General features: G+C 52.1%; 11 protein-coding genes and 2 tRNA genes. 6 read left to right on the forward strand and 7 right to left on the reverse strand.

Going from position 1 to position 11,167, the window contains the following annotated elements; genetic code table 11:
* Positions 1–7: 7 nt before the first annotated feature.
* The 4 genes from HVE01_RS16970 (at position 8) to HVE01_RS16985 (ending at position 2,743) form a co-directional block, all read left to right on the forward strand.
* Positions 8–643: a 50S ribosomal protein L25/general stress protein Ctc gene (locus tag HVE01_RS16970; protein WP_125746702.1), complete on the forward strand. Its 636-nt coding sequence runs from the start codon at positions 8–10 to the stop codon at positions 641–643.
* Positions 644–806: 163 nt separating this feature from the next.
* Positions 807–1,388, forward strand: coding sequence for an aminoacyl-tRNA hydrolase (gene pth, locus HVE01_RS16975; protein WP_089038651.1), 582 nt, complete (start codon positions 807–809; stop codon positions 1,386–1,388).
* A 108-nt stretch (positions 1,389–1,496) separates the two neighbouring features.
* A complete protein-coding gene (gene ychF, locus HVE01_RS16980) occupies positions 1,497–2,588 on the forward strand; it encodes a redox-regulated ATPase YchF (RefSeq protein WP_125746700.1) in 1,092 nt (363 codons plus the stop codon).
* Between the two features lie 78 nt (positions 2,589–2,666).
* A tRNA-Met gene (locus HVE01_RS16985) sits at positions 2,667–2,743 on the forward strand.
* Between the two features lie 64 nt (positions 2,744–2,807).
* Here HVE01_RS16985 and HVE01_RS16990 read toward each other — a convergent pair.
* On the reverse strand, positions 2,808–4,112 hold the full coding sequence (locus HVE01_RS16990) for a M18 family aminopeptidase (RefSeq protein WP_146945174.1): 1,305 nt from the start codon (positions 4,110–4,112) through the stop codon (positions 2,808–2,810).
* 137 nt (positions 4,113–4,249) lie between these two features.
* On the opposite strand from HVE01_RS16990, the gene HVE01_RS16995 reads away from it, so the two are divergent.
* Positions 4,250–6,349, forward strand: coding sequence for a carboxy terminal-processing peptidase (locus HVE01_RS16995; protein ID WP_125746696.1), 2,100 nt, complete (start codon positions 4,250–4,252; stop codon positions 6,347–6,349).
* Positions 6,350–6,456: 107 nt separating this feature from the next.
* Here HVE01_RS16995 and HVE01_RS17000 read toward each other — a convergent pair whose 3' ends face one another.
* The 4 genes from HVE01_RS17000 to HVE01_RS17015 form a co-directional block, all read right to left on the reverse strand.
* Entirely contained in the window at positions 6,457–7,116 is a 660-nt protein-coding gene (locus HVE01_RS17000) for a potassium channel family protein (protein WP_125746694.1), read from the reverse strand.
* Complete coding sequence (locus HVE01_RS17005) at positions 7,113–8,294, reverse strand: low temperature requirement protein A (protein ID WP_125746692.1); 1,182 nt, start codon at positions 8,292–8,294, stop codon at positions 7,113–7,115. The genes HVE01_RS17000 and HVE01_RS17005 overlap by 4 nt, the downstream gene beginning before the upstream one ends.
* A 48-nt stretch (positions 8,295–8,342) precedes the next feature.
* Complete coding sequence (locus tag HVE01_RS17010) at positions 8,343–8,594, reverse strand: hypothetical protein (RefSeq protein ID WP_125746690.1); 252 nt, start codon at positions 8,592–8,594, stop codon at positions 8,343–8,345.
* Positions 8,595–8,657: 63 nt separating this feature from the next.
* The gene (locus tag HVE01_RS17015) at positions 8,658–9,431 is read right to left on the reverse strand and encodes an SDR family oxidoreductase (RefSeq protein WP_125746688.1); all 774 of its coding nucleotides are present in this window, start codon (positions 9,429–9,431) and stop codon (positions 8,658–8,660) included.
* A 145-nt stretch (positions 9,432–9,576) separates the two neighbouring features.
* Here HVE01_RS17015 and HVE01_RS17020 point away from each other — a divergent pair, with 145 nt between their 5' ends.
* Positions 9,577–10,503, forward strand: coding sequence for a LysR family transcriptional regulator (locus HVE01_RS17020; protein ID WP_198350432.1), 927 nt, complete (start codon positions 9,577–9,579; stop codon positions 10,501–10,503).
* Here the strand turns inward: HVE01_RS17020 and HVE01_RS17025 are convergent.
* The gene (locus HVE01_RS17025) at positions 10,495–10,857 is read right to left on the reverse strand and encodes a metalloregulator ArsR/SmtB family transcription factor (protein WP_125746684.1); all 363 of its coding nucleotides are present in this window, start codon (positions 10,855–10,857) and stop codon (positions 10,495–10,497) included. The genes HVE01_RS17020 and HVE01_RS17025 overlap by 9 nt on opposite strands.
* Before the next feature lie 202 nt (positions 10,858–11,059).
* A tRNA-Asn gene (locus HVE01_RS17030) sits at positions 11,060–11,135 on the reverse strand.
* Positions 11,136–11,167: the final 32 nt, after the last annotated feature.

Here is an 11,167-nt window from a genome sequence, read left to right on the forward strand (position 1 = left end):
AAATTCCATGTCTGATTTTATCCTGAAAGCCAGCGTTCGTAACGACCTGGGGAAAGGTGCGAGCCGCCGCCTGCGTCGTGCGAACCAACAAGTTCCGGCCGTTATTTACGGCGGTGAGAAAGGCGCACAGTCTATCTCTGTAGAAAAAACTGCTTTCTACAAAGCGATTGAAGACGAGTCCTTCTTCTCCTCAGTGATCAAGCTGGTCATCGACGGTGCCGAAGAGCAAGTGGTTGTTCGTGACCTACAGCGCCACCCGTTCAAGCCGCTGCTCACCCACGCTGACTTCCTGCGTGTTGATGCTACTCACGAAATCACCATCAACGTGCCGCTTCACGTCGTTGGTGAAGAGAAGTGTGTTGGCATCAAAGATCAGGGCGGCGAACTGCACGTTCTGGCCAATGAAGTAGCCATCAGCTGCTTGCCGAAAGACCTTCCGGACTTCCTGGAAGTGGACATCAGCGCCATTGAGCTAGGCACTACACTGCACCTGTCTGACCTAAACTTGCCTGCTGGCGTCACGTCGGTTGATCTGGCCCACGGCGAAGATCACGACAACGCGGTTCTAAGCATCACCAAAGTAAAAGTACGTGGCGGTGATGACGAAGAGAGCAACGACGAAGAAGAGCCAAGCGCTGAGTAAAACGCTAGCTCTCGGCGCTGCCAGCTAATGCTTTTCAGTGCCACCTGGGCCATGCCTGCATAGCCCAGGAATGATAAAATCAAGCGCTCCGGCGCTTGATTTTTTTTTGCGGCCTGACATGACGTCGAAAATTTCGTCTAGAAATTTTTTATGAGGTGGGACAATGAGCCAGGTAACGGCCATTATTGGCCTGGGTAACCCCGGTGCAGAATACGATGCAACTCGCCATAATGCGGGCTTTTGGCTCGTAGATGCCATTGCACGCAGTGCGCACACAGAGCTTCGCCCGGAAAAGAAATTTTTGGGCCTGTACGCAAAAGCACGTGTTGGCGACCATGAACTGCACCTTCTCAACCCCACTACTTTTATGAATCGAAGCGGCGCTGCCGTCGCGGCGCTTGCACAGTTTTTCAAACTAACGCCTGACAACTTACTGGTTGCTCATGATGAGCTAGATCTTCCGCCAGGACAGGCTCGCTATAAGACCGGCGGTGGCCATGGCGGCCATAACGGCCTGCGTGACATTATTAGCGCCTTAGGCAACCAGAAGCAGTTTCATCGGGTAAGAATTGGCATTGGCCACCCAGGAGAGGCGCGTCAGGTCGTTAACTATGTGCTAGGCCGGCCCGGCAAAGCCGAACGGGAAGCTATTGAAAGCGCTTTGGATGAGTGCCTGGCGACGCTACCACTTGCACTCTCTGGCGACTGGGCTAAAGCCATGAACCGCCTTCATAGCGTAAAATAGCAGCCTACTTTATAAGCACCTTTAAAATCAGGCGTTCTAGCACGCCCTTTTTTCAATATTGGCAGACGCTTCCCTTGTTGCGCTGCCCTAGCGGCCAGGAAGTAATTTATGGGCTTTAACTGCGGTATCGTCGGCCTACCCAATGTAGGCAAATCCACACTTTTTAACGCGCTGACTAAATCAGGTATTGATGCAGAGAACTTCCCGTTCTGCACCATTGAACCGAACGTAGGCATCGTACCAATGCCTGACCCGCGACTTGATAAACTAGCGGAAATCGTCAAGCCACAAAAAGTGCTGCCGACAACAATGGAATTTGTCGATATTGCCGGCTTAGTCGCTGGAGCGTCTAAAGGCGAAGGCTTGGGCAACAAATTCCTGGCCAATATTCGCGAAACCCAGGCGATCGCTCATGTTGTACGCTGCTTTGATAACGACAACGTGATCCACGTTGCCAATCAAGTGGACCCGCGGGCAGATATTGAAACCATTAACCTGGAGCTGGCGCTTGCCGACTTAGATACCGTCGAAAAAGCCAGCCAACGCCTTGTGCGTGCAGTGAAAGGTGGTGATAAAGATGCCACTGCCACCAAGGCCATTCTTGACCGCATTCAGCCACACCTCGCTGAAGGCATGCCGCTGCGTAGTTTTGGTCTTGATGAAGATGAGAAGCGCCAAATTAAGAGCTTCGGCTTCTTAACGCTCAAGCCCACCATGTACATTGCCAACGTTAACGAGGATGGCTTCGAGAACAATCCCTACCTGGACATCGTCAATGAGATTGCGGCAGAAGAAGGCGCCGCAGTGGTGCCGGTATGTAACCAGCTAGAAGCTGAGATTGCCGAGCTGGATGACGAAGAGCGCAGCATGTTCCTATCAGAAATGGGTATGGAAGAGCCAGGGCTTGATCGCGTCATTCGCGCAGGCTATGCCCTGCTTGGCCTACAAACATACTTCACCGCTGGCGTTAAAGAAGTCCGCGCCTGGACAGTAAAAGAAGGCGCCAGCGCCCCAGAAGCCGCTGGCGTGATTCACACCGATTTCCAGAAAGGCTTTATCCGCGCGGAAGTAATTGCTTACGAAGACTTTGTCGCACTCAATGGCGAGCAAGGGGCTAAAGATGCTGGCAAATGGCGCTTAGAAGGTAAGGATTACATCGTTAAAGATGGCGATGTTATTCATTTCCGTTTTAACGTCTGAACTGCCGCTGCTTGATAAACAAAAAAAGAAACACTTGACGAACGGTGGGCCACTGAGTAATATTCGCCCCCGTTGAATGGCTACGTAGCTCAGCTGGTTAGAGCACATCACTCATAATGATGGGGTCCCCTGTTCAAATCAGGGCGTAGCCACCACGCGAATATTAAAAGCCCGCTGACTCAGTCAGCGGGCTTTTTTCGTTATTGGCCAGCAATATACTCAGCACAATTCAGGACGATTCAAAAACACCGTCAACGCTCGGGTCAAATAATCAACATCTCGGGTGCCTGCTGTTTCACGTATTGAATGCATTGCCCACTGAGGAAGCCCTACATCAATCGTCGGCACCCCCACCTCAGTAGCAGTAATCGGTCCAATAGTGCTGCCACACCCCATATCTGAGCGAGTAACAAACGCCTGCACGGGCACATCTGCCTCACGGCACACATCCCGAAACAGCGCCCCCGTTACACTGTTAGTTGCATAACGCTGATTGGCATTTACCTTAATAACCGGACCACCATTGATAGCAGGGCCATGACGTTCATCGTGCTTGTCTTGGAAATTTGGGTGTAAAGCATGAGCGTTATCGCATGAAATCATAAGCGATGACTGAATTAGCTGAATCAGCGACTCTTCAGTAGCCCCTCCCACTTGAGCATTTAAACGCTTCAGCACATCACCTAAGAAAGGCCCCTGAGCACCGCAGGCACTGGCACTGCCCACCTCCTCATGATCATTAGCCACCAATAAGGCTCCCTGGCTAGCATCACACGCGAGCATCGCCTCAAGCCCCACAAAACATGACAATAAGTTGTCTAACCGTGCACTGGCGACCAACTCCTGATGCAACCCTACCAACGATGGCGGCTGTACGTCATAAAAGCCCAGTTCAAAGTCAACAACTTCCACAGCACGCAAACCATGCTGCTCTTCCAACCAATCAGCCAGTAAGTCGCTAAGTTGCGCACCATCACTCTGCATGACAACAGGTGACATTTGCGTCTGCGGGTTGATAACACGCCCAGCGTTAACATCGCGGTCTAAATGAATCGCCAAACTAGGCACCATGGCAATAGGCCGATCCACATTAAGCAGCACACTTTCTAGATGGCCATCAGCGTGACGCACATGAACACGCCCAGCCAATCCCAAGTCGCGATCAAACCACGGGGCCAACAACACACCACCATAGACTTGCACCCCTAACTGCAACCATCCTGCGGCATACTGAGTGGCGTTGGGCTTTAAACGCAGCCCCGGGCTATCAGTATGCGCACCGAGCATGCGCAGGCTGGTTAACCTCTTAGCAGGCAGTTGAAATGCAATCACTGATGAATCATTGCGCGTCACGTAATAGCGCTTGCCTGGCTTAAGCTGCCAGTTAGCCGTCTCTTCAAGGCGCACAAAGCCCGCCCGCTCCAAACGCTCCACCATACAGCGCGTGGCATGCCATGGCGTGGGCGACTGGTGCAGAAAATCACATAGTCTCGCTACACGATCCGTATTGAAAGCTTCGGACATAGAAATCCTCATAACAGTAATGATTGAGTATCACAGGGTAAATGACCTGCTACAATGCTCCCTCGGCCTACGCAACTCATAGGCTATCTGCGGGTCTAGAAAGAATAAGTGTACACAAATCCGGGAGAGCTTGACTGATGAGCTTGTTTGCAACGTTTTCGCGCTCGGTCGCCCTTGCGATGATGCTGGTAATTACCAGCCCAGCAGCGCTGGCGCAACTTGAGCCGACCGACGAACAACGCCAAGCGGCAGAGGAAGTAGCGGATTCACTTCGCTATGGGCATTATGCTGATATTAACTTCGACGAGCAGTGGTCAGCGGAAGCTTTCCAACGCTATCTAGACATACTGGACGGCCAGCGCTCTTACCTGTTGAGCCGCGACATAGAGCCTTATCGCCATTTAGAACGCGACATGGCTGAAGCACTTTTCGATGGCAATCTTGACGATGCATTTGCACTTTATAATCGCCTCAGCGAACGCCACACCGCCCGCCTAGAGTGGTTGCTAGAACGCCTTGATGAAGGGCTTTCATTTGAATTCGATAGTGACGAGCGCTTAGAAGTTGATCGCGAAGACGCCCCATGGGCAACCCGCGAAAGTGAACTAGACGAGCTATGGCGTAAGCGGCTCAAAAACGATGCGCTGACGCTCGCCCTAACCGACCAAGATAACGAGCAGATAGAAAGCAATCTGCGTCAGCGCTACGAAGGACAGTTATCCCGCTTGCGCCAGTCGGAGTCTGAAGATGTCTTTGGGCTAATCATGGCAGCAGTCTCCAGCACTATCGACCCACATACCAGCTACCTCTCCCCCCGCCAAAGCGAATCGTTTGATATTCAAATGAGCCTTTCACTCGAGGGTATCGGCGCACTACTTCAAGCCGATGGCGAGTACGTCAAGGTCGCCAGCCTGGTTCCCGGTGGCCCTGCCGATCAAGCGGGTGTACTTGAGCCTGCCGACCGCATTATTGCCGTGGGCCAAGAAGAAGGCGACATGGTTAATGTGGTCGGCATGCGTCTGGACAACGTCGTTGACCTGATTCGAGGCCCCAAAGGTTCCGTTGTACGCCTAGACGTGGTGCCCGCCCAAGCAGTGGACATGACCCGATCTCAAATTGTTGAAATTACTCGCGACACTGTCAGCCTGGAAGACCAAGCAGCGCATAGCGAAGTGATAAACATTGAGCGAGACGGCAAGCCTCATCGCATCGGGGTGATTGACGTGCCGACGTTCTACGTCGATTTCGATGCTTGGCAAGCCGGTGAAGATGAGTACCGCAGCACCACCCGCGACGTCGCTCGAGAAATTGAAAGCCTCAAGAAAGAAGGCATTGAAGGCATTGTCCTAGATCTTCGCAATAATGGCGGTGGCGCACTTCAAGAAGCCAATTCTTTGATCGGTTTATTTATTGACCGAGGCCCCACTGTACAGGTTCGTGACGCCCAAGGTCGCATTCAGCTCTATGGCGACACCGATGCGGGCACGATTTACGACGGGCCACTCACTGTACTGGTGAACCGCCTTTCCGCTTCAGCATCGGAGATTTTTGCCGGCGCTATTCAAGATTATGGCCGCGGCATTGTGGTAGGCACCCCCACCTTTGGCAAAGGCACAGTGCAAACGCTTAATGATCTTAGCCATGGTCAAATCAAGCTTACCCGCGCCAAGTTTTACCGCATTTCGGGTGATAGCACCCAAAACCGCGGTGTTGAACCCGACATTATATTCCCTAGCCTGATTGACCCAGAACGCATTGGTGAAAGCAGCCTAGATAATGCTCTTGCTTGGGATACCGTGCAAAACGTTCAATACCGTCGCTATGGTGCCCCCGAGAACGCCCTCGCGGCACTAACGTCTCAACACCAAGAGCGCGCCAATGGGAATCCTAACTTCCGCTATCTAGAGCGTCAGTCCACCCTGGCTCGCCAGCTACGCGAACAGCACACCAGCGTTAGCCTGAATCGCGAACAGCGCCAACGAGAGTTAGAAGCTCAAGAGGCTGAACAGCTTTCCCTAGAAAACCAACGCCGTCGCGCTTTAAATCTGCCAGAGCTAGATGAGTGGATGGATGCGCGCAGTGATAACTCGCAACCCGAAGGTAGCGACGCAGACGCTGACAACGAGGAGGATAAAGATAAAGACATGCCGGTTGATCGCGCTCAGGTACTAGAAGCCGCCGAAATCCTACTCGACTACGCCCACCTTCAAGGCATCCAGCGCATGGCAAGATACTAAGCCCTTCCCCAAAAATGAATGTACCAGTCCATATTTCGGACTGGTACATTCGCAGTTACTTTTCAAAAAGCTTCCTGAGAAGACTTCTTAGCAAATATCTTTGCGCACTACTTTGGCGGTGTACTCGTCTGTAAGCCCACTAGACGCGATAGCAGGATCACCGTATATAGCACGCCAATCATTGCCTCAAAGATCGCAAACGACTGAGCGTAGAACCCTTGTGGGGTAATATCGCCGTAACCCACGGTCGTTAATGTGACATAGCTATAGTAGAACAGTTGTTGCCAGTTGATTGGCACCCCTGACGACACAACAAAAGAGCCTGGCGCGATCCATTCAATCAGCGAAAAGATTGCAGTAAAGCCTGACCCAATCACCAGATAGATCGAAGCGGCAGCCACCAGCACATCGGACATCATCTCGGTCGAACGGAAGATATAAAGTGCCAGCACCACCCCGATGACAAGATGGTAGGCAATGGAGGTTAGATAAACCGCCAGAGTGGTATAAGCACCTGGAGTATAAGAGTTCGCCAATCCAGCTATGACCACAGCCGCGCCACTGAGAACCGCCAGCGCACGCAGGCGGCGGTCAGCCAACAGTAAGAAGGTCGCTACGACGAAGATAGAGCCATAAAAAAGATAAAACAGCGCAGGCCAGACGCCCTCCGCTCCCGATAACGGATAGGTCAAATTGTGCAACAAAATCGCCACTAAAAGGCCAATTGTCACCCGCAAACCACCAAGCCGAGAAGGAGCACTGGTCATACTGCCGCTCCTCCTCGATGAGCAGTTGCTGCCAGGGTGATCATCACGACCAACACCCCGCCTCCCAACCACAGGCCATTTAAGTGCATTGTTAATACCAGCCAAGCCCAAGCCGCAAGAGCCACTCCGGCCAGCAGGTAGCAGACGGGGAGTTTTGAGGCCATGGTGCGATGAAACATGGCAGACCCTACCAAAAAGATCGTTGGGCCAGCGAAAGCAAACAACGCCGTTGGGGTATGAACAGCATCATGCGGATGGGCAACAATTAGCTCGATAGCAACGGCCACCACAATAGCACCGCAGACCATCACTCCATGAGCATAGGCCAGGCCCGCCCGAGCCAACCGCGTATGATCAGCCGCATGTTCGAAACTGTGCTCACCTGCCTCAGCAAGATGCACGAAATAGATCCACCATAGCGTAATAATCAACAAAAAGCCGATAGCCGCAGCAGCAAGGACACCAGCCCCCAACGTTTGGCTAACGAGCAAGCCTCCCAAAAGCAGAATGGATTCACCAAGCGCAATAATGAAGACTTGCTGGTTACGCTCCAAAAGATGCAGGCCGCGCAAAGGCCAGCTATCCATTGGCGTGGCTCCTTTTCCAGGCAACCAAAAACCAACATAGGGCGCGGAATAGTCGATTACTACAGCGATGATCCACAACTCTAACCTAGCGCTTGGAAACACAACGCCAGCAATCCAGAACACGCCCGATATCGCACCCCATGCACAAAGCTGTGCATAGTTTCGCCCCATCTGTTCGCCACGAAAAACGATGGACATATAGCCCGCGCGTATCAGCGCCATGGCAACATAAGCACCCACGAAAAGGCCTGCGCGAGATGAGAAAGCATGCGGGATTGCAATCGCCATCAGCAGTGCGCAAGCCATGAGTACAATCATCAGGACGCGCCCACTGGCATGATCCGGGTCAAGCCAGTTGGTTGCCCATGACGTGTAGTTCCACGCCCACCAAGCCGCCGCAAAAAGCGTAACCGCCTCCAGCGCGCCCGCCCAATTGTTGTGCGCTAATAGGAAATGCGAAAGCTGAATAATTGCAAAAACGTAGACCAAGTCGAAGAACAGCTCAACATTGGTCACACGCGGAGTTTCACCCGGACCAATATTGCGCAACGCAGCCTTTGGAGCGAGATTGTGAAAAATTGTTGCCTTCATGAAACATTCCTTCTATGATCAATAGCAGCAATTCGCGGCGCTCCTCCCTCAGTTTTTCCGCGACCACAAAATAGCAACCAGCGCAGGTACAGTAAAAACGATTAACAAGAACGGCAGCTCCTGCATGACGCTGTAGCCCGCTTGACTGACACCAATCCACATATTGATGGCAGTACAAATTAACCAGACTACGAGATAAACAGGCAGAAGCCGCGCGAATCGGATTGAAGCAATACGAGCAAAGACGACAAAAACCGCCAGCAATACCAATCCAGCGAGGATGATCATAACCGTATGCATGAAACGTTTCCTTTGAATCTAAAAAGGTAGCCAGCGGCGATGTTCGTCAGCCCCCAAATAAATTTATTTGGTGGTATAGCCACCGTTGACAAGAATTGTCTGACCCGTCATCCACCAGCCATCAGATACCATGAAAAGAATCCAAGGTGCGATGTCTTCAATATCAGTCAGACCAGTTTTTGAGAAAGGCGAAAGTGCTGCCGCTGTCTTATGGTAGGCAACCGCATCCTCTCCTTCCGCAGGGTAAAAGAAAGGCGTATCCATCGGACCTGGTCCAATCGCAGTAACAGAAATGCCCCGCTCCCCAAGCTCTTTTGATGCCGCCCGAGTAAAGTGCTCGACGGGCGCCTTAAGCCCTTCATAAGCCGCATAAAATGGCGTGTAAGCCCCTAGGAGTGATGTTACAAGGGTACAAACCTTGCCATGATCATTAACGTAGTTACCTGCCTCCTTCAGGAAAAAGAACGCCGCCTTAACATTGACCGCACACGATTGATCAAAAGCCTCTTCGGTCACCTCTGCCATTGGCCGCTTAACCACCATACCAACGGTATTGATGGCAATATCGGGCCTACCTACTGCGGCAACGGTATCCTGGAAGAGTTTTTCCATGGCTGCCGCGCTTGTTAGATCAGCTTGGAATGCGACCGCCTCGGCTCCTGCCGCTCGAATCGAAGCCAGGGTCTGCTCAGCGGCCTGCTTAGCAGAATCACTGTTGTAGTGAATTGCTACAGCCTTGGCCCCCGCTTTTGCAAATTCTTGCGCGAGCAAACCACCCAAGTTCTTCGCACCACCTGCGATCAGAACTACTTTACCTTCAATACTATTATTAGACATCGCTCATCCCTCACGTTAAGTATCATCACCGCTCGGCAGAACGGCTTACGGATAAGATGACGCGTTGTGTGATCATGATAAACATGCGAATATCGACAAGACCTGTCGGAATATACGAACAATAGCAATGGATCGCATCAGGCAAATGCAAATCTTCATCCAAGTGATGGAGAGTGGAAATTTCACGCGGGCAGCTGAGACACTGGCTATACCGCGCTCTACTGTCTCAACGGAAATCCAAGCATTGGAAGACCGGCTGCAAACGCAGCTACTGTTCCGCAGCACTCGCAAGGTCGTTCCAACCCAGGATGGTAGGCGGTTTCTAGAAACGGCACAGAATATCGTCGATGCCGTAACTACCTCCGAGCAGATGTTCCTACCTGGCAACCTGTGTCTAAGCGGCCGACTTCGCGTCGACATTCCTAGCCGTATCGCTCGCAGGCTCGTCCTCCCTGCATTATCAGACTTTATCACCCAGCACCCCTACCTGACGATTGACATAAGCGCAAGCGATAGGAAAGTAGATCTAGTCGCTGATGGCGTCGACTGCGTGCTGCGGCTCGGAGTGCTTCTTGACTCAGACCTTGTTTGCCGCCCTCTTGGCGAAGTGGAGTTCGTGACCTGCGCCAGCCCCGCCTACTTGGCTCGCCACGGGCTACCAAAGAAGCTTGACGATCTGGACTCTCACTTACTGATCAACTACTCTCCCCGGCTGCCGGCCTCAACCGCGACGCTAGAATTCCAGCAGGGCGAGCACTTGATCGAAATCAAAATGCGCAGCGCTATTACCGTCGACGGAGCCGAAGCCTATGTCGCGGCGGCTTTATCTGGGTTGGGCTTAATTCAAGTACCCGCCTATGATGTACGCCATCTTCTTGAAAGAGGCGATCTTAAAGAGATACTACCTGACACGCCGCCACCATCAATTCCACTCTCTTTTTTATTCACCAAACGACGCAACCTATCCCCCAAAGTGCGCGTTTTTTTACTCTGGCTGGAAAGCGTACTTGAGAGGCACGGCGTTATTTCGCAAAGCCCTACACAAAGAGAAAGCATTGACAAGTCAGCATAGCGCTGCCCGCCGCGTCGGCCGATCGCCCATCTTAGCCAATCGCTGAGTGTGCGCACTCAACTGCACCGCACTGCCTTCAGCAGCTGCACGAATAATATCTTGCGCCCATCCAGGTAATTGAGGGGCTAGACGATAATAAACCCACTGCCCTTCCCGCTGATCGATTAGCAATCCACACTGACGCAACTGGGCCAAATGACGCGACACTTTAGGCTGCGACTCCTCTAGCGCACAGGTCATTTCACACACGCATAGTGATTGCTCTTTGGCGATCAAGAGCACCAGCATTAATCGTGTTTCGTCACTTAGACATTTGAACACCTGCAGTGCATTCAGGCTGGCAGTTTTTCCCACGGACATCTTCCCAAAAATGAGTAGCCGAAACAGTCTATACGCCCCAACCGACAGGCACAAAAAAGACACCTTAGAGCATTGAGCAAAGGCATTTAGCGTTATCACAAATATATTACAGCCATGCGGAACGGTCATTTTAGACTAGTGACCACGCAAGAAAAATTGCAAGAAGGGAAAGACTAAAGGGTAAGAAAAATCAGAATGGCTCCCCGAGCAGGACTCGAACCTGCGACCCAATGATTAACAGTCATTTGCTCTACCAACTGAGCTATCGGGGAACGTTTACCGTAGGCGGTAATTAAAGCAGAAC

This window comes from Vreelandella venusta (genome assembly GCF_007989605.1).
Taxonomy (GTDB): Bacteria; Pseudomonadota; Gammaproteobacteria; order Pseudomonadales; family Halomonadaceae; genus Vreelandella; species Vreelandella venusta.

Bases quoted from the DNA above. Each gene is read 5' to 3' on its own strand.
- HVE01_RS17005 (WP_125746692.1), bottom strand. From the start codon at position 8,294: ATGAAGGCAACAATTTTTCACAATCTCGCTCCAAAGGCTGCGTTGCGC.
- HVE01_RS17015 (WP_125746688.1), bottom strand. From the start codon at position 9,431: ATGTCTAATAATAGTATTGAAGGTAAAGTAGTTCTGATCGCAGGTGGT.
- pth (WP_089038651.1), top strand. From the start codon at position 807: ATGAGCCAGGTAACGGCCATTATTGGCCTGGGTAACCCCGGTGCAGAA.
- HVE01_RS16995 (WP_125746696.1), top strand. From the start codon at position 4,250: ATGAGCTTGTTTGCAACGTTTTCGCGCTCGGTCGCCCTTGCGATGATG.
- HVE01_RS16990 (WP_146945174.1), bottom strand. From the start codon at position 4,112: ATGTCCGAAGCTTTCAATACGGATCGTGTAGCGAGACTATGTGATTTT.
- HVE01_RS17020 (WP_198350432.1), top strand. From the start codon at position 9,577: ATGCAAATCTTCATCCAAGTGATGGAGAGTGGAAATTTCACGCGGGCA.
- HVE01_RS16970 (WP_125746702.1), top strand. From the start codon at position 8: ATGTCTGATTTTATCCTGAAAGCCAGCGTTCGTAACGACCTGGGGAAA.
- HVE01_RS17000 (WP_125746694.1), bottom strand. From the start codon at position 7,116: ATGACCAGTGCTCCTTCTCGGCTTGGTGGTTTGCGGGTGACAATTGGC.
- ychF (WP_125746700.1), top strand. From the start codon at position 1,497: ATGGGCTTTAACTGCGGTATCGTCGGCCTACCCAATGTAGGCAAATCC.
- HVE01_RS17010 (WP_125746690.1), bottom strand. From the start codon at position 8,594: ATGCATACGGTTATGATCATCCTCGCTGGATTGGTATTGCTGGCGGTT.